The 23,090-nt window shown below is 63.7% G+C and carries 16 protein-coding genes and 2 pseudogenes; 9 read left to right on the top strand and 9 right to left on the bottom strand.

What is annotated here, in order from left to right; translation table 11 throughout:
* Positions 1–83: 83 nt before the first annotated feature.
* The 3 genes and pseudogenes from ACFXS9_RS13375 to ACFXS9_RS13365 form a co-directional block, all read right to left on the bottom strand.
* A pseudogene (locus ACFXS9_RS13375) lies at positions 84–941 on the bottom strand (recombinase family protein); the annotation flags it as partial.
* Positions 931–1,101, bottom strand: a complete 171-nt coding sequence (locus tag ACFXS9_RS13370; protein ID WP_392689527.1) for a hypothetical protein — start codon at positions 1,099–1,101, stop codon at positions 931–933. The gene ACFXS9_RS13370 and the pseudogene ACFXS9_RS13375, both read right to left, overlap by 11 nt.
* 778 nt (positions 1,102–1,879) lie before the next feature.
* Positions 1,880–2,089: a hypothetical protein gene (locus ACFXS9_RS13365; RefSeq protein ID WP_392689525.1), complete on the bottom strand. Its 210-nt coding sequence runs from the start codon at positions 2,087–2,089 to the stop codon at positions 1,880–1,882.
* Positions 2,090–2,990: 901 nt separating this feature from the next.
* Between ACFXS9_RS13365 and glmS the strand changes: the two genes are divergently transcribed.
* The 3 genes from glmS to ACFXS9_RS13350 all read left to right on the top strand — a co-directional run bounded on the left by glmS (position 2,991) and on the right by ACFXS9_RS13350 (position 6,688).
* Complete coding sequence (glmS, locus tag ACFXS9_RS13360) at positions 2,991–4,817, top strand: glutamine--fructose-6-phosphate transaminase (isomerizing) (RefSeq protein ID WP_392689523.1); 1,827 nt, start codon at positions 2,991–2,993, stop codon at positions 4,815–4,817.
* Between the two features lie 89 nt (positions 4,818–4,906).
* Entirely contained in the window at positions 4,907–5,692 is a 786-nt protein-coding gene (locus ACFXS9_RS13355) for a DUF502 domain-containing protein (RefSeq protein ID WP_392689521.1), read from the top strand.
* A 15-nt stretch (positions 5,693–5,707) separates the two neighbouring features.
* Entirely contained in the window at positions 5,708–6,688 is a 981-nt protein-coding gene (locus ACFXS9_RS13350) for a dihydrodipicolinate synthase family protein (protein ID WP_392689519.1), read from the top strand.
* Here the strand turns inward: ACFXS9_RS13350 and recG are convergent.
* Positions 6,640–8,748 carry an ATP-dependent DNA helicase RecG gene (gene recG / locus ACFXS9_RS13345; RefSeq protein ID WP_392689517.1) on the bottom strand — a complete coding sequence of 703 codons (2,109 nt, stop codon included), beginning with the start codon at positions 8,746–8,748 and terminating at the stop codon, positions 6,640–6,642. The two genes, ACFXS9_RS13350 and recG, sit on opposite strands and share 49 nt — an antisense overlap.
* 277 nt (positions 8,749–9,025) lie before the next feature.
* Here recG and ACFXS9_RS13340 point away from each other — a divergent pair, with 277 nt between their 5' ends.
* Both ACFXS9_RS13340 and mfd read left to right on the top strand, forming a co-directional pair.
* The gene (locus ACFXS9_RS13340) at positions 9,026–9,316 is read left to right on the top strand and encodes a succinate dehydrogenase assembly factor 2 (protein WP_392689515.1); all 291 of its coding nucleotides are present in this window, start codon (positions 9,026–9,028) and stop codon (positions 9,314–9,316) included.
* The gene (gene mfd, locus ACFXS9_RS13335; RefSeq protein ID WP_392689513.1) at positions 9,313–12,828 is read left to right on the top strand and encodes a transcription-repair coupling factor; all 3,516 of its coding nucleotides are present in this window, start codon (positions 9,313–9,315) and stop codon (positions 12,826–12,828) included. The genes ACFXS9_RS13340 and mfd overlap by 4 nt, the downstream gene beginning before the upstream one ends.
* A 46-nt stretch (positions 12,829–12,874) precedes the next feature.
* Here mfd and ACFXS9_RS13330 read toward each other — a convergent pair whose 3' ends face one another.
* From ACFXS9_RS13330 to ACFXS9_RS13320, 3 genes and pseudogenes are all read right to left on the bottom strand, one after another.
* Entirely contained in the window at positions 12,875–14,134 is a 1,260-nt protein-coding gene (locus ACFXS9_RS13330) for a GGDEF domain-containing protein (protein ID WP_392689511.1), read from the bottom strand.
* A 94-nt stretch (positions 14,135–14,228) separates the two neighbouring features.
* Positions 14,229–15,734, bottom strand: a complete 1,506-nt coding sequence (locus tag ACFXS9_RS13325; protein WP_392689509.1) for an AMP-binding protein — start codon at positions 15,732–15,734, stop codon at positions 14,229–14,231.
* A gap of 45 nt (positions 15,735–15,779) precedes the next feature.
* Positions 15,780–17,604: pseudogene (locus tag ACFXS9_RS13320) on the bottom strand (extracellular solute-binding protein).
* Positions 17,605–17,865: 261 nt separating this feature from the next.
* Here ACFXS9_RS13320 and ACFXS9_RS13315 point away from each other — a divergent pair.
* Positions 17,866–18,681, top strand: coding sequence for an invasion associated locus B family protein (locus ACFXS9_RS13315; protein WP_392689507.1), 816 nt, complete (start codon positions 17,866–17,868; stop codon positions 18,679–18,681).
* Positions 18,682–18,750: 69 nt separating this feature from the next.
* Here the strand turns inward: ACFXS9_RS13315 and hspQ are convergent, their stop codons facing one another.
* Complete coding sequence (hspQ, locus tag ACFXS9_RS13310; protein ID WP_057845496.1) at positions 18,751–19,083, bottom strand: heat shock protein HspQ; 333 nt, start codon at positions 19,081–19,083, stop codon at positions 18,751–18,753.
* A 124-nt stretch (positions 19,084–19,207) separates the two neighbouring features.
* Here hspQ and ACFXS9_RS13305 point away from each other — a divergent pair, with 124 nt between their 5' ends.
* The gene (locus ACFXS9_RS13305) at positions 19,208–20,161 is read left to right on the top strand and encodes an AEC family transporter (RefSeq protein ID WP_392689505.1); all 954 of its coding nucleotides are present in this window, start codon (positions 19,208–19,210) and stop codon (positions 20,159–20,161) included.
* An 87-nt stretch (positions 20,162–20,248) separates the two neighbouring features.
* Here ACFXS9_RS13305 and ACFXS9_RS13300 read toward each other — a convergent pair whose 3' ends face one another.
* Positions 20,249–21,439, bottom strand: coding sequence for a UbiH/UbiF family hydroxylase (locus tag ACFXS9_RS13300; RefSeq protein WP_392689503.1), 1,191 nt, complete (start codon positions 21,437–21,439; stop codon positions 20,249–20,251).
* A gap of 135 nt (positions 21,440–21,574) precedes the next feature.
* Between ACFXS9_RS13300 and pcsA the strand changes: the two genes are divergently transcribed.
* Positions 21,575–22,309: a phosphatidylcholine synthase gene (pcsA, locus tag ACFXS9_RS13295; protein ID WP_392689501.1), complete on the top strand. Its 735-nt coding sequence runs from the start codon at positions 21,575–21,577 to the stop codon at positions 22,307–22,309.
* On the top strand, positions 22,306–23,046 hold the full coding sequence (locus tag ACFXS9_RS13290) for a TerC family protein (RefSeq protein WP_392689499.1): 741 nt from the start codon (positions 22,306–22,308) through the stop codon (positions 23,044–23,046). Before pcsA ends, ACFXS9_RS13290 begins: the two co-directional genes overlap by 4 nt.
* Positions 23,047–23,090: the final 44 nt, after the last annotated feature.

Here is a 23,090-nt window from a genome sequence, read left to right as displayed (position 1 = left end):
CCGTGATACCGACTGGTGGGAACGTTGTTGCTGACCATGGTGCGGATTGCCTCGAACCTCTCCCAGCTCACGTACCCATCGTGGGTGTTGGGCTTCAGCGCCAACCATTCGTTCCGCGCCTTGCGGCGGATCTTCACGCTCACGCCCTCGGCACCGTATCCCGTCGCGACAGCCGTCTTACCATAGGCATAGGCGCCGCCGTAGACCGGGTTCTCAATGATCCGGTGGATGGCGGAGTAGCTTGGTCGCCGCCAGGCCGTGTCGCCATTGGTCTGCTTTACCGGCAGATCGAGATTGTACTCGTGGAGCCAGCAGAGCGCCTGTCGCGCGCTGCCCAGTTCCTCGACCTTGTCGAACACCAGCTTGATCGCTTCCTGGACCCGCCGATCCGGATCTTTCTCATAATGGTCGCCGGACTTCACGAACCCGACCGGCGCCGCCACCACCAACTCGCCCCGGCGCGCCTTCTCGTAGCGGGCCGAGAGCGAGCGCTGGCGCAACAGATCCAGTTCGTACTCGTTGAGGCTGCCCTTGAGCCCGAGCAACAGGCGATCGTTGCCGTGCCTTGGCGCATAGATGGTCTCCTGATCGACCAGAACGGTATCGACCACGCGGCACATCTCGATGAGTTGCTGCCAATCTCGGCTGTTGCGAGCGAAGCGCGAGACCTCGCGGGCGCAAACCGCACCAACCTTACCGAGGCAAACCTCCGCTACCATCCGCTCGAAGCCGGCGCGTTGGACCCCGCCGGCGGCCGAACGACCGAGATCATCATCAATCACGTCGATCTCTGACCACCCGAGCGCCGTCAGCCGGTCCCGCATGGCGTATTGCAACGCGCTGCTCTCGCGATTGTGCAACACCTGATGCGCCGAGGACTGACGCACGTAAAGAATCGCCTTGCGCTCGAGATGATGAGGCCTGATCTTGTCAGAGATCATGGCCGACCTCCTTCGCGCGCGGCGTCGCTGTCGTCGCAGCATGGCCGAGAATCAACTGCGTCATCAGACTGGTCAGCGCCGCCCGCGCTTCCGCCGGCAGTTCCGACCATGCTGGCGCGCCGAGGGCGCCGTTCGACAGGCCGCTCCCGAACAGATCCATCTGCGGCTGCGACCGCGGTTGTCGATTGTGTCGGTATCCGCTCCCTGGCATTGCCGTCTCGCGTGACATGAGTCGCTCCCCGATTCTGGTCGTGAGAGGCTCTGGATGCGCTAGAAAGCAGGGCAGCTGATGGCGCTCGATCCATCAACGCCAGATCGAGAAGCGCAGAAAGCGCTGCAAGTGCGGTTATGCTGACAAATGGCCGAGCTGCCAAAAGCTCCGCCTCAGGGCATGCCGTCCGGTCGAACATCCATGCTGGAACCTCCAGCCAACGATCTGCTTGCGATCCATCCAGCGTGCAGCGGAAGGCGACATCGCCAGCCTTGTCGACGGCCCCATGAACGCAAACTCGGCAACCAAACCAAGGATGATATCGATAAAGAACCTCGCGAAGAACGGTCCTGTGGGCGTTCTCAAACCTCGTTGTACAACAAAGATCGGCTGCACTCGGCGCTCGGATACCAATCACCGCTTGAGTTCGAAACCGCGTTCGCGCAAAACAAAGCACGATAACGCATCATGGCAACCGCACTGTCACAGAAATTATCGTGTCTCATTCCAGGGGTGCAGTCCAGTGCATTTAACTCTTGAGACTACGGCGCGATTGCTAATTGTCTCGTCGCCTGAGGTTGGCGTCATGTGGGTGTTGAACCGCAGCTAGGTTCGCGAGTTTCTGTCAAGGTTCATCACTGGGGCGGAGAAAGCTCAGGAGGGACAGGCTGTGATCTAGTTCACATCTTGGGCCCCAAGAAAAATGATAGCTTGGAATTGGTGCAGATCAAACAAACGAGGTTAGATCATGCCCGCCATATTCGATCTCCTGTACCGCGAATACTGCCGTGCCCGCCTCGCCGAGATGCGGAAACAGCTTCTGATCTCGCCTGACAGGCATGAGGTCCCAGAAGCGCTTTGCGATGCCAAGAATGCTCTCGACGCTAGTCCGGTAGGCGACAGTGAGACAACCACGCAGCACGAACTGCCGAAGCATTAGGCCGATCTATAACGCAGCAATTGCGGTGACAGTGCATTTAACTGTCTTTGTCGCTGGGGGAGCTAGCTGATTTGCGCTGCGCGTTCATCGCGATTTGTTGAACCAGATCAACCTGATGCTAGCAGTCCAGTCGTATCCGAAGAAATAAACCGCTTCCGCCGCAGGCCAAATCACCGCTATCACTTCGCCCGTCCACCCCGGTAAGAGGGCGTATCGCGATCGTCACGGACGCGGGGTTGGATGCGGTGGACGCAGCGGCGTCGGGCGCGATCGTGGTCGCAGGGCGGGTTCTCCCGTGAGTGATCTTACGTTTACGCAGACGACCGGCGTTTCAAGGCCTTCGCCAGAACCTCAGTCGGCATCTCGCCGATCGGAGTGGCGGTTGAGGGCGCTGCGTACGGCGAAGTCGTGTGGTTCTGGCATCCGTGGCTGATGTTAAGCCAGCGGAGACGCGTCGGCCCAACCGGGCTTAGACAAATCTCAATCCGCTGGTGACGGTGACAAGAGGAATTCGTCGCCGGGAAGAGCACGAAGTAAGCCGTAAAGCCATTGCGCAGGGAATGCCGGAGTGCCTCGGCTGTACCTGTATGCTCGTGTGCGCATCTCTTAGCGCTTATTGCACACGAGACCGCGGGTGCAGCAAGCACCCGGCATTCCCTGCTCCCTCCTTCTCGGGGGGAACCAAGGCCAAGCCTCGGGCAGCTCATGCCGCGAGATCGCGGACTCATATTCCGTCGGCCAGGCGGATGTGACAGGGTAATCGCGGGTGGCGGCCGTTAAGCTTTCCGCTTAAGACTGTCGCAATACGCAACAATTATTGAGTATCTGTCGGCCCGGCATAGCCGTTAAGAGACTAGCGGGTTGCGACGCATTCGTCGATTTGGGGAAATTGAACCGCATGTGCGGCATTGTCGGCATTCTTGGGAAAGCTCCGGTCGCGGAGCTTCTGGTAGACTCACTCAAACGCCTTGAATATCGCGGCTATGATTCCGCAGGCGTCGCCACGCTGGAAGGCGATCACCTTGAGCGCCGCCGCGCCGAGGGCAAGCTGAAGAACCTCGAGAAGCGGCTGGATGCGGAACCGCTGAAGGGGCACACCGGAATCGGGCATACCCGCTGGGCAACGCACGGCAAGCCGACCGAGAACAATGCGCACCCGCACGCCACCGATCGCGTCGCCGTCGTTCACAACGGCATCATCGAGAACTTTCGCGAGCTGCGCGAAGCGCTGGAGAAGAAGGGCGCGGTCTTCAAGACCGAAACCGACACCGAAATCGTTCTGCATCTGGTCGATAGCCTGCTGCAGAAGGGCATCAAGCCGGTCGAGGCGGTGAGGGCGGCGCTGTCGGAACTGCGCGGCGCATTCGCGCTCGGCTTCATCTTCGCCGGCGACGACGATCTGATGATCGGCGCCCGCAACGGCCCGCCGCTGGCGATCGGTCACGGCGACGGCGAAATGTATCTGGGGTCGGATGCGATCGCGCTCGGGCCGTTCACCGATACGATCAGCTATCTCGAAGACGGCGACTGGGTGGTGCTGACGCGCAAGGGTGCGACCGTCTACGATAAGAACAACGCGATCGTGCACCGCGATGCCGTCAAGCACAGCGCCTCGACCTCGCTGGTCGACAAGGCGAACTATCGCCACTTCATGGCCAAGGAAATCCACGAGCAGCCGGAAGTCGTCGGGCACACGATGGCGCGCTACGTCGACATGGCGAGCGAGCGCGTAATGCTCCCGGTCAAGCTGCCGTTCGACTTCAAGGACATCCAGCGCATTTCGATCACGGCCTGCGGCACTGCGAACTATGCCGGCTATGTCGCCAAATACTGGTTCGAACGGCTGGCGCGCATTCCGGTCGAAATCGATATCGCCTCCGAATTCCGCTACCGCGAGGCGCCCTTGCGCAAGGGCGATCTCGCGATCTTCATTTCGCAATCCGGAGAGACCGCCGACACGCTGGCCGCGCTGCGCTACGCCAAGGCCGAGGGCGTTCACACCCTGTCGGTGGTGAACGTGCCAACCTCGACGATCGCGCGCGAAAGCGAAACGGTGCTGCAGACGCTGGCCGGTCCCGAGATCGGCGTCGCCTCGACCAAGGCCTTCACCTGCCAGTTGATGGTGCTGGCCTCGCTCGCGGTTGCGGCCGGCAAGGCGCGCGGCGAATTGTCTGACGAAGACGAGACCAAGCTCGTCCACGGCCTCGTCGAGATTCCGCGGCTGATGGCGGCGGCGCTGACGTTGGAACCGCAGATCGAAAAGCTGGCGCGCGATATCTCGAAATCGAAGGACGTGCTCTATCTCGGCCGCGGCACCAGCTACCCGATGGCGCTGGAAGGCGCGCTCAAGCTGAAGGAAATTTCCTACATCCACGCCGAGGGCTATGCCGCCGGCGAACTCAAGCACGGGCCGATCGCGCTGATCGACGAGAACATGCCGGTGGTGGTGATCGCGCCGTTCGACCGGGTGTTCGAGAAGACGGTCTCCAACATGCAGGAAGTCGCGGCCCGCGGCGGCAACATCATTCTGATGACCGATGCCAAGGGGGCGGCGGAGGCAACCGTCGATTCCTTGGTCACGATCGTGCTGCCCGACATGGCGTCGGCATTCACCCCGATGGTCTATGCCGTCCCGGTGCAGCTCCTGGCCTATCACACCGCCGTGGTGATGGGCACCGACGTGGATCAGCCACGAAATCTCGCCAAATCGGTAACCGTCGAATAGTCAAGTAAATCGACTGTCACGCTGGGTCTTCAAAAACCTGCTAGGATGGCTTAGCTGGACTAAGCCGGCTGCTCCGACCTGGAACCACGATGAAGCCCGAAGAACTGCCCCCGACCGTGTCCCCGGAGGAACCCCTGCCGGACGCGCACCCTCCCGGGCTGATGGCCCGTTTCCGGAACTATTTTCTGACCGGACTGGTTGTCGCAGGGCCGGTCGCGATCACGCTCTATTTGACCTGGTGGTTCGTGAACTGGGTCGACAATCTGGTTCGCCCGTTCGTGCCGACGGTTTACCGTCCCGAAACCTATCTGCCGTTCGGCTTGCCGGGGTCGGGACTGATCGTCGCGGTGATCGCGCTGACGCTGCTCGGTTTCCTCACCGCCAATTTGATCGGGCGGACGCTGGTCGATCTCGGCGAGCGGCTGCTCGGCCGCATGCCCGTGGTGCGCGCGATCTATCGCGGCCTGAAGCAGGTGTTCGAGACGCTGTTCTCGGGCAAGGGGTCGAGCTTTCGCAAGGTCGGCCTGGTTGAATTTCCCTCGCCGGGCATGTGGTCGATCGTTTTGATCTCGCAGTCGCCGAGTGCGAACGTGGCGAGCCAGCTTCCCGGCCAGGAAGAGCACATCTCGGTGTTCCTGCCCTGCGCGCCGAACCCGACCACGGGATTCTTTTTCTACGTCCCGAAGAGCAAGATCATCGAAGTCGACATGACGACCGAGGACGCCGCGACGCTGATCATGTCGGCCGGCGTGGTGCAGCCCGGCTCCGATCCGCAGAAGCGCAACGGCGCGCTGGCCGGCATGGCGAACGCGGCGCGCGTGGCCAATTCGGCGGCCGGGATGAAGCCGGCTCCCGCAAAGGTGAAGGTGGAGTAGGGCGGCGCCGACATCATGATGAAGAAGATCGAAGGCATCATTCCCGTGATGATCACGCCGTTTACCGAAAGCGGCCACATCGACTATCCCGGCCTCGGCCGGCTGGTGGAATGGTACATCGACAATGGTTCGGACGCGCTGTTTGCGGTCTGCCAGTCCAGCGAAATGCAGTTTCTCACTCTCGACGAACGGGTTGCGCTCGCCGCTTTCGTCAAGAAAGCCGCAGCCGGCCATGTTCCGGTGATCGCGTCCGGTCACATCAGCGAAAGCCTGGACGACCAACTTGCCGAGCTGACCGCGATTGCCGCGACCGGTGTCGACGGCATGGTGCTCGTCACCAACCGGCTCGACGCCAAGCAGGAAGGCGGCAGCAAGTTCATCGATGACCTGACCTGGCTGCTCGATCGGCTGCCGAAGCAAATTCCCCTTGGTCTGTACGAATGCCCGGCGCCCTATCGCCGTCTGCTCACCGACGACGAACTGACGTTCTGCGCCAACACCGGCCGCTTCGTCATCCTCAAGGACGTGTCCTGCGACCTCGCAACGGTGAAGCGCCGCGTGACGCTGACCAGGGGCACGCCGCTTTCCATCGTCAATGCCAATGCGGCGATTGCCTTTGAGGCAATGAAAGCCGGCTCACGCGGGTTTACCGGCGTATTCACGAACTTTCATCCCGATCTCTACAAGTGGCTGATGACCGAGCATGCTTATCATCCGGCGCTGGCGGACGAGCTTTCTGTCTACCTCGCGCTGTCGGCGATGGCCGAACCGATGGGCTACCCGAAGCTTGCCAAGCTCTATCACCAGCGCCTCGGCACGTTCTCCTGCACCGACAGCCGCGCCGTTACCTTCGATATCCGCGAGAAATTCTGGGCTCTGGATGCGCTGCTCGACAAGATCGTCGAGGGCGCCGAGCACTACCGGCTTCGCATTGCCACGGTCGCGAACTATCCCGCGCCGATCAGCGGCACCGCTTCATCGCGCTCATACAGATAGAGCAGACAGCGCAGCGCTTCGCCGCGCTCGCCCTTGAGTTTCGGATTGTCCTTCATGATGCGCAGCGCTTCGTCGCGCGCCTGCGTGATGAGCTGGCCGTGCACGTCGGAGCGGGCGATGCGATAGCCGGGCAGGCCGCTCTGGCGGATGCCGAGCACGTCGCCTTCGCCGCGCAGTTTGAGATCCTCCTCCGCAATCCTGAAGCCGTCGGTGGTTTCCCGGATCACCTTCAGCCGCGCCGCCGACATCTCACCGAGCGGCTCCTTGTAGAGCAACAGGCAGGTCGAGGACTCCGACCCGCGGCCGATCCGCCCGCGGAGTTGGTGCAATTGCGCGAGCCCGAAGCGTTCGGCGTTTTCGATCACCATGATGGTCGCGGCGGGGACGTCGACGCCGACCTCGACCACAGTGGTGGCGACCAGGAGCCCGATCTCGTGAGCGGCAAACTGTGCCATCACACGATCCTTATCCGGGCCCTTCATCTGCCCATGCACCAGCCCGACGCGGTCGCCAAAACGCTTCTGCAGCCGCTCGAAACGCTCGGTGGCGTTGGTGAGATGTTCGGTGCCCTCGGCCTCGGATTCCTCGACCAGCGGACAGATCCAGTAGACCAGCTTGCCGGATTTCAGCGCGCGGCCGACGGCATCGACGACTTCATCGAGGCGGCTGGCCGGAACGGCGCGGGTGTCGATCGGCTGGCGGCCAGCCGGTTTTTCCCGCAACTCGGAGACGTCCATGTCGCCGAAATAGGTGAGTACCAGCGTGCGGGGGATCGGCGTTGCGCTCAAGACCAGCACGTCGACGGCCTCGCCCTTGTTGGTGAGCGCGAGCCGTTCGCGCACGCCGAAGCGATGCTGCTCGTCGACCACCGCCAGCGCCAGCGCCTTGAAGATCACGTCGTCCTGGATCAGCGCGTGGGTGCCGACCAGAAAGTCGATTTCGCCAGCTTCGAGCTGCGAAAGAATTTCACGCCGCTCCTTGCCCTTTTCGCGGCCGGTCAGGATCGCCACACGAAGACCTGCGCGCTCGGCCAGCGGCGCGATCGTCTTGATATGCTGGCGCGCGAGGATTTCGGTCGGCGCCATCAGCGCGGCCTGCTTGCCGGCCTCGGTGACGGCAGCCGCGGCGAGCAGCGCCACCACCGTCTTGCCGGACCCGACGTCGCCCTGCAGCAGCCGCAACATCCGCACCGGCTGGAGCAAATCCTCGGTGATGGCGGCGACCGCCGCGCGCTGCGAGCCGGTGAGCGCGTAGGGCAGCGCATCGATGATCTTGTGGCGCAGGTGACCGTCGCCGGCGTTGCGGTCGCCGGCCGGACGCCGCAATTGCGCGCGAACCAGCGCCAGTGCCAGTTGGCCGGCGAGCAGCTCGTCGAAGGCGAGCCGTGACCAGAACGGGCCGTCAGGCAAAATGTCCGTGAGTTCGACCGGCACATGCACGCGGGTGAGCGCCTGGCGGATCGGCGGAAAGTTGCAGCGGCGGATCACTTCCGGGCTGATCCATTCGGGCAGTTCCGGCAACTTCTGCAGCGCCTGCGCGATCGCCCGGCGCAGCGAACCCAGCGCGAGACCTTCAGTGAGAGGATAGACCGGGTCGATACCGCTGAGTTTTGCAAATCCGGCTTCGTCGACGACGCGGTCGGGATGCACGATCTGCGGGATGCCGTCATACATCTGCAGCGTGCCGGAAACGTAGCGCTTCTCGCCGACCGGCAGCAGCTTTTCGACATAGCCGGGCTTGGCGCGGAAAAACGTCAGCACCACGTCGCCGGTATCGTCAGAGGCATAAACGAGGTAGGGCGCGCGGGCATTGCGCGGCGGGGGCGGCCGGTGGCGGTCGATGGTGACTTCCAATGTCACCACGGTTCCCGGTACCGCCTCGCGGATTTTCGGCCGCGCGCGGCGGTCAATCACGCTGGCCGGCAGGTGCAGCAAGAGATCGACCAGCCGCGGGGTCTCATCGCGGTCGAGCAGATAGCGCAACAGCTTGTCCTGTTTCGGCCCGACGCCAGGCAGGCTCGTGACCGGCGCAAACAAGGGATTGAGCAGGGTGGGGCGCATCAGGTCTCTCGTCGCACATAGCGCGGCATGCGCGGGCTTGCTGCCTTCGCCAAGGCTTCGGTGGCCGGGCGCGCTCGTGATCCGGCGAAGCCTTGGCGGAGACGGGACCCGCGCATCCATCACTCTTCAAAAGATGATGGATTGCCGGGTCAAGCCCGGCAATGACGCCGTAGTGGTAATTCACGGAACTGTTGGGGCTGACATTCGTCATCTCGACCGCTATATCAAGCCGGCCCGGCACGTCCGGGCTTTTGGCGTTCGGATGGGACCAGGGAAAATGACGGGTACGACACGATCGAGCGGTGGCCTCGATGACCGCCGCAAGCGGCTTTTATTTCGCTGCTGGCATCGCGGCACCCGTGAGATGGACCTCATCCTCGGGCGCTTTGCGGATGCCGAGATATCGGGCATGCGCGATGACGAGTTGACCGAGCTGGAACGCCTGATCGAAGTGCCTGATCCCGACCTCTATGCCGCGCTGATCGGCGACAAGCCACTCGATCCGGAATATGCGACCGCGCTGTTCGACCGTATCAAGGCGTTTCGCGCCGTGGATCACCACGCATGAAGGCACCCGTCAAATCGCCCGCCGCGCTGCTGGCACCCGGCCGCGCACTGACGTTTGCCAATGTCGCCGAGGGCGCGGAGGGGCTCGTCGTCTCCGACCTCGCGCGCGCGGTCGCGGCCAAGCCGAAACCGCCGGCGGTCAGCCTTGCCGTGGTCTGCCGCGATGGTCCGCGGATGCAGCAACTGGCGCGGGCGCTGGAATTCTTCGCCCCTGACTTGCCCGTGATGCAGTTTCCGGCCTGGGACTGCCAGCCCTATGACCGGGTATCACCGCATGGCGGCATCCTGGCGCAGCGGCTGACGACGCTGGCGCGGCTATCGCGCCTGCAGGGCAGCAACAAACCGCTGATCGTGCTGACGACCGTCAACGCCATCGTGCAGCGCGTGCCCGCGCGCGAGGTGGTAGCCGCACAGGCGCTGTCGGTCGCGCCCGGCCATGTCGTACCGATGGATTCGATCGTCGCCTGGCTGGAGCACAATGGCTACAATCGCTCCTCGACCGTGCGCGAGCCCGGCGAGTACGCCGTGCGCGGCGGCATCCTCGATCTGTTTCCGGCCGGGCTCGACCAGCCGGTGCGGTTCGACTTCTTTGGCGACTCCCTCGAATCGATCCGCACCTTCGATGCGGAAACTCAGCGCACGCTACTCGACATGCGCGCGCTCGATCTGGTGCCGATCTCGGAATTCCAGCTCGTCACCGAAACCATCCGCCGCTTTCGCATGGGCTATGTCGCAGCCTTCGGCGCGCCCGAGCGCGACGATCCGCTCTATGAGGCCGTCAGTGAGGGCCGCCGCCATCCTGGCATGGAGCACTGGCTGCCGCTGTTCCAGGAGCGGATGGATACGCTGTTCGATTATCTCGACGGTGCGCCGATCGCGATCGAACCGCAAGGCGAGGACGCCGCACGCGAACGCTTCAAGCAGATCGCGGACTATTACGAGGCCAGGCGCGAGGCGCTGGAGCATCCCGGATCGGGTGCGATCTACAAGCCGTTACCTCCGGATCGGCTCTATCTGACGGAAGCGGAATGGACGACGCGGCTGAGCGACGCCGCGGTGGCGCGGCTGACGCCGTTTGCCGTGCCTGAGGGCACTGGCGATTTGTTCGACGCCGGCGCGCGGCAGGGCCGCAATTTCACGCCCGAGCGGGCCGACACTTCCGTCAACGTGTTCGAAGCCGTCGTGGCGCATGTGCTGGCATTGCAGGCGCAGCGCAAGAAGGTGGTGATCGCGCTGTGGAGCGAAGGCTCGCGCGACCGCATGGGCAGCATGCTGCGGGACCACAAGCTCGCCAATATCACCACCGTCAACGCCTGGCGTACAGTGCAGGCGACGCCGCGCAACGAGGCCATGCTGGCGGTGGTCGGCATGGAGAGCGGTTTCGAGATCGACGAATTCGCCGTCATCAGCGAGCAGGACATCCTCGGCGACCGCCTGGTGCGCCAGCGCAAATCAAGCCGCAAGCTCGACAATTTCATTTCGGAAGTCACGAGCCTTTCGACCGGCGATCTCGTGGTGCATGTCGAGCACGGCATCGGGCGCTTTGTCGGCTTGCAGACGATCGAGGTGGGCGGCGCGCCGCATGACTGTCTCGAACTGCATTATGCCGCCGAAACAAAGCTGTTCCTGCCGGTCGAGAATATCGAGTTGCTGTCGCGCTACGGCTCCGATCACGCCAATGTCGAATTGGACCGGCTGGGTGGCGGCGGTTGGCAGGCGCGCAAGGCCAAGCTGAAGAACCGGATCCGGGAGATCGCCGGCGAACTGATCAAGATCGCAGCCGAGCGGCAACTGCACGAAGCGCCGAAAATGCCGGTGCAGCCGCATGTCTATGACGAATTCTGTGCGCGCTTCCCCTATGAGGAGACCGAGGATCAGCTTGGCGCCATCACATCCACGCTGAAAGACCTTGAAACCGGCCGTCCCATGGACCGGCTGATCTGCGGCGACGTCGGCTTCGGAAAGACGGAGGTGGCGTTGCGCGCGGCGTTCGCGGTCGCGCTCGAAGGCAAGCAGGTCGCCGTCGTCGTGCCGACCACGCTGCTTGCCCGCCAGCACAGCAAGAATTTTGCCGAACGCTTCAGAGGTTTTCCAGTCAACGTCGCGCAGGCCTCCCGCCTGATCCCGGCCAAGGAGCTGACGCAGGTCAAGAAGGGGCTTGCCGAAGGCAATGTCGACATCGTGGTCGGCACCCATGCGCTGCTCGGCAAGTCGATCAAGTTCCGCGATCTGGGCCTTTTGATTGTCGACGAGGAGCAGCACTTTGGCGTCAGCCACAAGGAAAAGCTCAAGCAGTTGCGGGCGCAGGTGCATGTCTTGACTCTCAGCGCGACGCCAATCCCGCGGACGCTGCAGCTTGCGCTGACCGGCGTGCGCGATCTTTCGATTATCGCCTCGCCCCCGGTCGATCGCCTCGCGGTGCGCACCTTCGTGGCGCCGCACGATCCCCTGATGATCCGCGAGGCGCTGCTGCGCGAACGCTACCGCGGCGGGCAGGCGTTCTACGTGGTGCCGCGGATCGAGGACCTGGCCGGCGTCAAGGACTTCCTCGACAAGAACGTGCCGGAGATGAAGGTCGCGGTTGCGCATGGCCAGATGCCGCCGACCGTGATCGAGGACATCATATCGGCCTTCTACGACGGCAAATACGACATCCTGCTTTCGACCACCATCATCGAGTCCGGCCTCGACATTCCGAACGCCAATACGCTGATCGTGCACCGCGCCGACATGTTTGGGCTGGCGCAGCTCTATCAGTTGCGCGGGCGGGTGGGGCGCTCGAAGCTGCGCGCTTACGCGCTGTTCACGCTGCCGGCGCAGAAGATCACCGCACAAGCCGAGCGGCGGCTGAAAGTGCTGCAGTCGCTGGAAACGCTGGGCGCGGGCTTTCAGCTCGCATCTCACGACCTCGACATCCGCGGCGCCGGCAATCTGCTCGGCGAAGAACAATCCGGTCACATCAAGGAAGTCGGATTCGAGCTCTATCAATCGATGCTGGAGGAGGCGATCCTCAACCTCAAGGCCGGCGTGGCCGAGCCCGCCGCAGACCGCTGGTCGCCGCAGATCACAATCGGCATGCCGGTGCTAATCCCCGAGGATTACGTCGACGATCTTTCGGTGCGGCTGTCGTTGTACCGTCGGCTCGCCGATCTCGATACCGACGAGGAGATCGACAATTTTGCCGCCGAGATGCGCGACCGTTTCGGCGTGCTGCCGGACGAAGTCCGCTATCTCTTAAAGGTCGCGGCCATCAAGGCCTACTGCCGCCGCGCCAATGTCGAGAAAGTCGACGCCGGTCCGAAGGGCGCCGTGATCTCGTTCCGCGACAACAGCTTTGCCCAGCCGGATCGCCTCGTCGCCTTTATCCGTCAGCACGGCCAGGCCGCGAAGGTGCGGCCGGATATGAAGGTGGTGTTCCTGCAGCAATGGAAGACGCCGGAAGAGCGGTTGATGGGTACGACCGAGATCTTGCGGCAGCTCGCCAGTCTCGCGGAGAGCAAGAAGGCGGCGTAGGAGATTCGGCGTGGTGCGCACGGCGCGAAGCGCGCCTTTGCCGCCCCTACGACGCTGCCCGTTGCGCGTCTTCCTGCAGCCGTGACCGCAGCGATTTCGCGGAATCGTTCGGCAGCAGCGTTGCGACCGTCACGGTTGGCTCCGACCGTGCGTCGCGCTGGCCATGGCTGGTATGGCGCATCACACTCGACAGCCGCCGCGCGATGGCGTGAGCCGACTTCAGGTCGGCCTCGGCAAACACCACGACAACCGAGCCGTCATCCTGGGCGGTGCCGAAATCCATTTGCCGCATCAGGCGGCTGATGATCCGCGCGCCGTCGAATTGCGCGCGGGGGTGTCCGAGATCGAACGCAAAGCGCGCCACCGACAATCCGCCGCCGCGTTGCTGGGTCTGGTAGATGGCGCTGGCAAAGTCGCGCTCGAAGGCTTCCGGGGTGAGCAGACCGGTCCGCGCGTCGATCAGGCCGTCGGCGTCGATGGCCTTCAGCGTGCGGCTCAGATGCGCTTCGAAGGCGTGCTGGCGGATCAGCGGCAGCCCAACCGCTGCCACCTGGACGGCGTCGCCGGAGACGATCTCGAGGTTTGGCAAATCATAGGCCGGCGCCAGATCGCCCGCCGCCACGACGACGGGAAGATTGCGGAAACGGGCGTCTTCGGTCAGCACGGTGAGGAAGGCATCGACCACGCGCAGGCTGAATCCTTCGCCGAGCACGATGCCGTCGATGTCCCTGACGTTGAGATGCTTCGCTGCCGCCTCGATCGAAAGCGCGCCGACCACGCCGGTGCGCTCGCCAAGCGAGACCGACAGCGCCGGATAGGCACCACCGCGGCCGATCAGCAGCACGGTAGCGTCGCGCGCCGGATCGATATGCGACAACGCCATCGGCGTTGCCGGCACCAGCCGGCGCATCACGGTCGCATGCAATGACCGCACGCGCAGCGCGGCACGCAGGCGGGCGGCCAGCCGGTCGGAGCCGCCTTGCTGGGCGTTTGGGACTTGGCTCTGAAAGACTTGGCTCTGAAAAAAGGGAATGACGTTGTCCGGAACAGGGTTCTGCGGGTCGATCGCGATCAGCGGCAGATAGGGCTGTCGCGCCGCGACCCGCATGGCCAGCTCCGCCAGTCCGGCTGCATTGGTGCCGGAGGTTTCGGCCAGCACGGCCGCCGGTTGCACCTGCTCGACCGCGCGCGCCGCATCCGTCCACCCGCTCTCGACCACCGGAAACAGGCTCGCGACATCGAGCGTAGCGGCAAAGGAAGGCCGTTTCGCGGTCGATACGACGAGGATCGGACCTTGCTGGGACATCTGCTGAGAACTCGGATCAGGCGGGGCAATAGGATGCCACGATCCTAGTTTGCCGCGCTTAATGCGGCGTCAACGGGCGCCCGCCAGCGGCCTCTCAGGCGGCGTTGCTCCGATCCCGAAATGCTTCCACCATCAACGGGTTAAGTCCGAGTTCTGTCAGCGCGTCTCGGGCGCGGGCATTGTCGAGCGCACGGCCGGCAAGCCGGTGGCCGCTGAGGCGGTCCGGCAGCGCGGTCAGCAGCGCGCCCTGACCGAGCCGGCGCGCCCACTCCTGGAGGTCCTGCGCCAGGAATCGGTAGCCGCCGACAGCCATCACGCCGGACGGCGGCGCGGTGATATTGACCGCGCCAGTCACGCGGTCGAGCCGCGCCGCGTAATCCGTATCGACGTAATCGCGTGGCGGCGCCGCGATCAGGGAATCGCTCGGCGGTGGAGGCGGCGCATAGGCCGCGACCGGCACCATCGGCCCGCGCAGCCCCAACGTGCCGCGCGGGGTCAGCAATATCTCGCCCGCGATCGACGATCCCGGCAGATCGCGCGGCGCACCGTGGAGGCCCGGCTTGATCGGGGCCGGCGAGCCGTCCTCCGCGATCCGGCGCGCGCCGAACAATCCGGCCTCGCCGAATAGATAGACATCCGTCAGCGTCGCCTGTTGCGCGACCCAGCACGCGCTGGAGCCGACCTGCTCCGGGGTCCGCCATAGGCCGATGACATTGCGCAGGCTCGACATCCGCGCGCCGAGGTCCAGTTCGTCCAGCCGCAGCGCCAGTTGGGCAGGTGCGATCAGCGTGTCGCAGGCCTGCTCGATGATCTGCTGTTCCAGCACCTCGTCGTCGAAAGGATGGTGCAACACCAGTGTTCCGCCCGACAGCAGCCAGATCGCCAGCGATGAGGCGAGGCCGGCAAATGACATCGGCGAGAAGGCCGATAGGATCGTTGCGCCCTGCGGCACGTCGCTTTCGAGGGACATGGCAAGGCCGCCCGCAATCAGGCCGAGATGGGCGCGCGGGACCGGCCGGAAGCCGTCGGAGGTGACATCGAAGGAAATCAGCGCCGCCTTGCGGCCGTCCTGGACCACGGCGCGCGTGGTCGGAGATTCCCGGAAGATGGCGTTGTCGAGCGAGGCCATGCCTTCGGGCAGTTCGCCGCCGAAGCCGCAGACATGGCGGATCGAGAACGCTTCGGCGGCAGCGTTCATGGCGATATCCGAGTAGATCACGCCATCGACCCTGCCCGAGGTCACGATCGCCCGCGCGGCGGTGCGGTTGAGCGCCATGGTCAATTCCGACTGCCGCCAGAGCAGCGGCAGCACCGCGACGACGAGGCCGGCGCGGAAGGCGGCGAGCACGGTAAGCGCGAATTCGATGGTGTTCGGCAATTGAACCGCGATCACGGAATTGGACGGCAAGCCGGATTCGATGAAGTGCGCGGCCAGCGACGAGATCATGCGGTCGGCCTGCGCGAAGGTAAGACGCTTCGGCGGCTGGCCGGTGATGCGCTGCTTGTTGGGGGGATCGACCAGCGCCAGCGCGTCCGGCTGCCGTGCCAGGTTCCGTTTGAACAACGTATCGAGCGTTGGCGAAGCGGTGGGCTGGGTCACGGCGTTACTTCGGCTCTGTCACGGAGGTTGGATCGCTTGGCGAGTTCACTTCATTTCCGGCTTCTGCCACCAGGTTTCCGGCAGATAGCCCGTCAACGCGGTCGCTGTAGGTTGTTCTATCCGATTCCACCGCGCAATCCATTGCTCCTGCACGTTAAACACCGGAATTGCGTAGAAGCCCGACATCAGGACTCGATCGAGGGCCCGCACCGCGGAGATGAAAGGCGGACGTTCGCGCGCCTCGAGCAGGGCAGCGATCATGGCATCGATCGCGGGCTCCTTGGCCCCCATGTAATTCCGGGTGCCGGGAATGTCGGCGGCCTGGCTGCCCCAGTAGAAGGACTGCTCGTTGCCGGGGGATAGCGACTGGTCCCAGCGGTTCTGCAGCATATCGAACTCGTACCCCAGCCGGCGCTGGTCGAACTGCACGGGGTCGACCGCGCGGACGCTGGCCTCGATGCCGGCGCGCTTGAGGTCGCGCTGATAGGAAAGCGCAATCCGCTCCTGGTCGCGCGTCGTCACCAGGATTTCGAAGGTGAGCGGCGTCCTGGACGAACGCTGCCGCAGCACGGCCCCATCGAGATCGTAGCCGGCTTCCGACAGCAATTTGAGCGCGCTGCGCAACGTTGTTCGATCGCGGCCCGATCCGTCGGTGACGGGCAGGCGGTACGTGCCATCGAGAATATCCGGCCGGATCCGTGCGGCGAACGGCTTCAAGAGTTCGCGCTCGCGCTCGTCGGCCGGGCGGGCGTAGGCGGATAGTTCGGACCCTGCGAAGAAGCCCGCCGCACGCGCATAGAGTCCGAAAAAGTAATTGCGGTTGATCCACTCGAAATCGAACAGCAGCGTCAGGGCCTGCCGCACGCGGATGTCTGAAAACACCGGACGCCGCGTGTTGAACACCAGGAATTCCGAGGGCTGCGGCATTCCGGTCTTGATGGTATCGCGGATCACTTCGCCGTTGCGGGCGGCCGGAAAATCGTAACCTTCATGCCAGCGCAGCGGCTCGTGCTCGGCGCGAAAGTCATAGAGGCTACGCTTGAATGCCTCGAACTGGCCGTTGGATTCGCGGTAGAAGTCGATCCTGATCTCGTCGAAGTTCCACAATCCCCGATTCACCGGCAGGTCGCGGCCCCAATAGTCGGGATTGCGGGTCAGCGTGACGCTGGCGCCGGGCTTAACGGCGGTGACGCGATAGGGGCCGGAACCGACCGGTCCGGTCATCGTGGTTTCCTCGAACATTGCCGGATCGACCGCATGCTTCGGCAAGACGGGCATCAGCCCGAGGATCAGCGGGAGCTCACGGTCGTTGCCGCCGCCGAAATCGAACCGCACGGTGAGCGGATCGGGTGCTTCGGCCTTTACGACTTTGGAATAATACTGGCGGTGATTGGGGCGCCCCTTGTCGCGCAGCAGGGCCCACGAAAACAGGACGTCCTCTGCCGTGACCGGCTTGCCGTCGGCGAAGCGCGCCCTCGGGTCGAGATGGAACGAGACGTAGCTGCGTGCGTCGTCGGTCTCGACGGTTTTGGCCAGCAAGCCATAGAGCGTGAAAGCCTCATCGTTGCCGCGCGCCATGAGACTCGACCACAAAGCCCCTGATCTGTTGAACCGCGAGGCCTCGGACGATCATGGGGTTGAGGCTGTCGAAGGTTCCCAAGGCGCCCCAGACCAGCCGTCCACCCTTCGGCGCCTCGGGATTGGCGTAGGGCATATGCGTGAAACCGGCGGGAAGGGCAGGCGCGCCGTGCATCGCCAGCGCGTGGCTTTCGGCCGCTCTGGTTTCGTGGACTGGCGCGAGCGGCGTCACAGCCAGCGCCAGGGCAATGCCCGCGAGCACACGCAGGCGGATACGACCGAAGCGGGTCATAGGCGGGCAGGTATCTGATCCGAAAATGCGCACGAAGAAAGCTTTACCATAGGCTTCGGCCTCGGCCTGCGGGGAACGCCAAAGATGCTTGTCGGCATTGATCTTTTCGTCTGCCGCTGTATTGAAGGCGGGCAGTTGATGACCGCGGGAACGCCTGTCACGTAACCGCCTCAATTGCCAACGAGACAGCCGCCCCAGCGCGGCTTGGTGTCGGTGCCTGTAGCGGTTTCGGGCGCTCCGGTTCAGAAAGGGTTTTCCGCAATGAATTTCCGTATCTTCGCCGCGTCGATTCGGCCGCGTGGGCAGGTCTTGGCCCTGTTGGCGGCCTCGGCATTGTCGGCAACATTGATCGCGTCGGGCGCGCAAGCTCAGCAGCCCACGCCAGCGCCCGGGGCCCCGAAGGCCGCCCCGGCGCCTGCCGCTCCGAAAGCGCCTCCGAAGGCTGCTCCGAAGGGTCCCGCCGGCGCTCCCGCGGCCCAAGCCCCTCCGGCTGGCGCTCCCGGCGCCGCCCCGCCCCAGGAGCAGCAGGTCCAGCTAATCTACGCGCCTTGGACCAAGTTCTGCCTCAAGGGTCAGGAAGCGGGCGCCAAGCAGGTTTGCTTCACCGGCAAGGACGGCCGCATCGAGTCGGGCCAACCCGTCATCGCCGCCGTCATCATCGAGCCGGAAGGCGAGCCGAAGAAGCTCCTGCGCGTGACCCTGCCGCTTGGCATGCAGCTCGTGCACGGAACCCGGATCATCGTTGATAACAATCCGCCGCAGCAGGGCCCCTATGTGATCTGCTTCCAGAACGGCTGCATGTCGGACTACGAAGCAACCCCCGAACTGATCGCCAACTTGAAGAAGGGCCAGAATCTGGTTGTTCAGGCGATCAATTCCAACGGCGCGCCGCTGACGCTGCCGCTGCCGCTCGCCGGTGAATTCGCCAAGGCCTTTGACGGTCCGCCGACCGATCCGAAGCAGTTCGAGGAAAACCAGAAGAAACTGCAGGAAGAGCTGCAGAAGCGTGCTGAGGAGCAGCGCAAGAAGCTGGAGGGCACCCAGCCGGGCGCCACTGCAAATCCGGCGGCGAAGTAACAGCCGCGGCATTCGACAAAACAAAAGGCGCCCGATCAGGGCGCCTTTTTCGTTGCCGGAAGAAGGATGCTAGTTGAGCGACGGGTTGCGCGGGCGGTAGCCGCCGGACTTGTCCTTCACAAAGATCTCGGCCACCTGCGAGTGCCGGATCGGCTCACCGGAATCGTCCGGCAGCAGATTTTGCTCGGAGACGTAGGCGACGTATTCGGACTCCGAGTTTTCCGCGAGCAGGTGATAGAACGGCTGATCCTTGGCAGGCCGAACCTCCTCTGGGATCGACAACCACCATTCCTCGGTATTGTTGAATTCCGGATCGATATCGAAAATCACGCCACGGAATGAAAACACCCGGTGGCGGACGATCTGCCCGATCTGAAACTTGGCGGTGCGCGCTTTGATCATGTCCCGTCGAATAGACCATGATTGTGGCCGATGCTAGGGGCAATAGGACGAATTAACCTTTACGCGTGGTGGCCATATCCAGCGCCATCTCCCCAGAATCACTGACGAAAAGACGCTTTACGAGATGGTCGACGTCCTCAACCTCGCGCTTCCCTATTTTGGTCTGATCTTCATCGGCTTTGCCTGCGGCAAGACCAGGGGGCTGCCGGAATCGGGCCTCGCCTGGATGAACTTCTTTCTGCTCTACGTCTCGCTGCCGGCCTTGCTATTCCGCATCATGTCGGAGACGCCATTCTCCGAACTGAACAACCCGCCGTTTCTGATCGCGACCACGCTGGCGACCGTGAGCGCCTTCGTGCTTGCCATGGTGGCAGGCCGCATCATCGGCGAACTGTCGCTGCGCAAGGCGACGATGGCGGGCCTTGCCGGCGCTTACGGCAATATCGGCTATATGGGCCCCGGGCTGGCGCTGGCGGTGCTCGGAGCCAAGGCGGCGGCGCCGACCGCGTTGATCTTCTGCTGCGACAGCATTTTCCTGTTCACGATCGTGCCGCTGTTGATGGCGCTGAGCGATCGCAAGCATCCGTCGCTCCTGTACGCCATTGGCATCGCCGCCCGGCAGATCGTGCTCAACCCGCTGATCATGTCAGCCGCCGCGGGAGCGCTTGTCGCGGCGTTGCACATTCAAGTGCCGGTCGCCGTCGACAGGACCTTGCTGTTTCTCCAGAACGCGGCAGCACCGACGGCGCTGTTCGTGCTGGGCGTTACCGTGGCGCTGCGCCCGTTCGATCGCGTGCCCTGGGAAGTGCCCGGCGTGATCGTGATCAAGCTCCTGATCCATCCGCTCATCGTGTTCGGGCTGATGCTGCTTTTCGGTCCGTTCGCGCAGCCCTGGGCCGCGACCGCCGTCCTGATGGCCGCGCTGCCGCCGGCGCTGAATGTGTTCGTGATCGCCCGGCAGAACAGTACCTGGATCGAGCCGGCGTCAGTGGCCGTCCTGATCGGGACCTTCGCGTCCGTGGTCACGCTGACCAGCGTGATGTGGTTCATCCAGAGCGGGCGGCTGGTGTTTCCGTAAGTGTGGCGCGGAGATACAAAATCGCGAAAACAACCCCATGCAAAGTAGAGTTGGGCCAAGTCGCAGCCCTCACGCTGGCGTCCGGAGCTAGCTTACGCGCTTCCAGGTCGGCGCCAGCCCCTCGCGCATCGCAAGCCGCCGCAGCGGTCCGAACGAGCCGAGCAGGTGCATGCCGGCCGCGCGCAGCGATTGCATGGGCAGGAAATCGCTAAGCAATGAACGGTTGGCGACATCGATCGCGATCAGGCGGCTTGCGACGTCGGCACGGCGCGCGGATTGATAGCGCGCCAGCACGGCCGGCGACCCCGGATCCTCGCCGAGCGAGATCGCATTGCCGGCGATATCGGCGATATCGGCCGCATCGCGCAATCCCATGTTGAGGCCTTGGGCGCCGATCGGCGGCACGACGTGGGCGGATTCACCGACCAGCGCGACGCGATGGCTGGCGAATTGCTCGGGACGCTCGATCGTCAGCGGAAACAGGTTGCACCCGGCTTCCACCTGGACGCGGCCGAGAATGGAGTGCGACTGTCTTTCCGTGGCTTCCGACAATTCCTCGTCGCCAAGCGAGATCAGCCGCTCCGCTTCTCTGGTTTCCGAAACCCACACCACACTGCAGCGGTTGCCGGGCAGGGGCACGAATACGCATGGACCTTGCGCGGTGTGAAATTCGGTGGAGATGCCGTGGTGCGGTCGAGAATGGGAGATGTTGAAGGTCAGCGCCGACTGATGAAGGTCGCGACGGCTGGTCTTGATGCCGGCCGCCTCGCGGGACGGTGATTGCCGCCCGTCTGCGCCGATCACGAGCCGCGCGAAAAGCTGCTCGCCCTTGCCGGTACGGATGGCGACGATCGCGTCCTGCGGGTCGATCGCGGCGGCCTCATCGTCAAATCGAGTCAAATTGGAAAGTTCGGCGGCGCGCTCTTCAAGGGCAACCATTAACGATCGGTTGTCGATGTTGTAGCCGAACTGTTCGAGACCGATCTCGTCCGAGGAAAACCGCACCTCGGGCGCGCGGATCAGCCGGTCGGTGTCGTCGACGAGCCGCATGATACGCAAGGCGGCCGCTTTGTCGCGGCAGCGCGGCCAGACCTCGAGACGTTCGAGCAACTCGGTGGAAGCGCCCAACAACGCCGTGGTGCGGTTGTCGGCATAGGGGGCGCGGCGGGCGAGCAGGGCGGTTCTCGCGCCGGTAGCGGCCAGCGCGACGGCTGCGGTCAGGCCCGCTGGCCCGCCGCCGATCACGGCAGCGTCATAAACTTGAGATGCGTCATTCATATCGGGACAATTGACGCTCGGCCCGGCATTTTCAAGCCATCAACCGGCCGAAATGTTTCCGCCCAATCGCGCGGCGGAACGCCGCAAAGCGCCGATATGCAAATCGGGCCGATTCCTGATAGCACTGACGGAGCGATGGACCAGACCACAGAGCCAGATTCCGCCCCCACTACCAGCCGAATGCGGACCGCCGCGTTCGCCGTACACATTTTCACGGCACTGGGCGCGGGCATCGCGCTGCTGGCGATGCTCGAGGCCGTCCGCGAACATTGGGCCAATATGTTCGGCTGGCTTGGCGTCGCCCTGATCATCGATGCCATCGACGGGCCGCTGGCGCGAAAGCTGGATGTCGTGCGGCTGCAGCCGAACTGGTCGGGCGACGTGCTCGATCTCGTCGTCGATTTCGTGACCTACGTCTTCGTTCCAGCCTATGCCATCACCGCGAGCGGGCTGCTGCTGCCGGTGGCGGCGCCGCTGCTCGGGATCGGCATTATGGTTTCCGGCGCGCTCTATTTCGCGGACCGGCGCATGAAGGCGTCCGACAATCACTTTCGCGGCTTTCCGGCGCTGTGGAACGCGGCGGCGTTTTATTTGTTCTTGCTGCACCTGCCGCCGGTACTCTCGACTCTCGGAATTGCAATCCTGATCGCGCTCACATTTGCCCCGTTTCATGTGCTGCATCCGATCCGGGTGGTGCGGCTACGCTGGCTGACCCTGTGGCTGATGGCCATTGGAGCCGTGCTGGCGATCTATACGCTCATCTGCGATTTCAACGTGGGCGCTCCAGTCGTCGCGGCGCTGTGCGCCATTGCGGCTTACGTAATAGGAAGTGACGCCGTGATCCGGCAAATCAAGTCGTTCAAGGCATGATGGAATTATTGACTAGCCCGGAAGCCTGGGCGGCGCTGTTGACATTGACGGCGCTGGAAATCGTGCTCGGCATCGACAACGTCATTTTCATCTCCGTGCTAGTCTCGCGCATCCCGCCGGCGCAGGCCAAACGCGCGCGTCAAATCGGCTTGCTGCTGGCGTTGGTATTCCGCATCGTACTGCTCACCCTGCTGGTGTGGCTGATCGGGCTGACGGAGCCCGTCATCACGATAAGAAATGTCGAACTGTCCTGGCGGGACATCATCCTGATTGCCGGCGGAGCCTTCCTGATCGCGAAGGCGACGCATGAAATTCATGGCGAGGTCGAGGCGAACGATGGTGAGGTCGATGCCGAACCCAGGGCCAGCGCATTCTTCTGGGTGATCGTGCAAATTATCATCATCGACATCGTGTTCTCCCTGGACTCGATCATCACCGCGATCGGTATGGCGCAGGATCTGGAGATCATGATCGCCGCCGTCGTGATCGCATGCGTCGTCATGTACGTCTCGTCGGGTCCGGTGGCCCGGTTCGTGGCCAATCACCCGACCACCAAGATGCTGGCATTGGCATTCCTGGTGCTGATCGGCGTGGCGCTGGTGGCGGACGGATTCCAATTCCATATCCCGCGCGGCTACATCTATTTTGCCATGTTGTTCGCGGCCGCGGTCGAAATGTTCAATGTGCTCGCCAGGCGTAATCGCAAGAAGGCCGCCAGAAGCCGACAGGTGAGTTGACATCCGCCCGGCGATGGCTTTCGTTTCGCCTTTCAGGTTGGGCG

The organism is Bradyrhizobium sp. RDI18 (assembly GCF_043203335.1).
GTDB lineage: Bacteria > Pseudomonadota > Alphaproteobacteria > Rhizobiales > Xanthobacteraceae > Bradyrhizobium > Bradyrhizobium retamae.
The sequence above is the reverse complement of the archived record's forward strand: the minus strand, read 5'-3'. Positions and strand labels throughout refer to the sequence as shown.

Excerpts from the sequence above, each read along its gene's own strand:
- ACFXS9_RS13370 (WP_392689527.1), bottom strand. The coding sequence starts at position 1,101 with ATGGATCTGTTCGGGAGCGGCCTGTCGAACGGCGCCCTCGGCGCGCCA.
- ACFXS9_RS13365 (WP_392689525.1), bottom strand. The coding sequence starts at position 2,089 with ATGCTTCGGCAGTTCGTGCTGCGTGGTTGTCTCACTGTCGCCTACCGG.
- glmS (WP_392689523.1), top strand. The coding sequence starts at position 2,991 with ATGTGCGGCATTGTCGGCATTCTTGGGAAAGCTCCGGTCGCGGAGCTT.
- ACFXS9_RS13355 (WP_392689521.1), top strand. The coding sequence starts at position 4,907 with ATGAAGCCCGAAGAACTGCCCCCGACCGTGTCCCCGGAGGAACCCCTG.
- ACFXS9_RS13350 (WP_392689519.1), top strand. The coding sequence starts at position 5,708 with ATGATGAAGAAGATCGAAGGCATCATTCCCGTGATGATCACGCCGTTT.
- recG (WP_392689517.1), bottom strand. The coding sequence starts at position 8,748 with ATGCGCCCCACCCTGCTCAATCCCTTGTTTGCGCCGGTCACGAGCCTG.
- ACFXS9_RS13340 (WP_392689515.1), top strand. The coding sequence starts at position 9,026 with ATGACGGGTACGACACGATCGAGCGGTGGCCTCGATGACCGCCGCAAG.
- mfd (WP_392689513.1), top strand. The coding sequence starts at position 9,313 with ATGAAGGCACCCGTCAAATCGCCCGCCGCGCTGCTGGCACCCGGCCGC.
- ACFXS9_RS13330 (WP_392689511.1), bottom strand. The coding sequence starts at position 14,134 with ATGTCCCAGCAAGGTCCGATCCTCGTCGTATCGACCGCGAAACGGCCT.
- ACFXS9_RS13315 (WP_392689507.1), top strand. The coding sequence starts at position 17,866 with ATGAATTTCCGTATCTTCGCCGCGTCGATTCGGCCGCGTGGGCAGGTC.
- hspQ (WP_057845496.1), bottom strand. The coding sequence starts at position 19,083 with ATGATCAAAGCGCGCACCGCCAAGTTTCAGATCGGGCAGATCGTCCGC.
- ACFXS9_RS13305 (WP_392689505.1), top strand. The coding sequence starts at position 19,208 with ATGGTCGACGTCCTCAACCTCGCGCTTCCCTATTTTGGTCTGATCTTC.
- ACFXS9_RS13300 (WP_392689503.1), bottom strand. The coding sequence starts at position 21,439 with ATGAATGACGCATCTCAAGTTTATGACGCTGCCGTGATCGGCGGCGGG.
- pcsA (WP_392689501.1), top strand. The coding sequence starts at position 21,575 with ATGGACCAGACCACAGAGCCAGATTCCGCCCCCACTACCAGCCGAATG.
- ACFXS9_RS13290 (WP_392689499.1), top strand. The coding sequence starts at position 22,306 with ATGATGGAATTATTGACTAGCCCGGAAGCCTGGGCGGCGCTGTTGACA.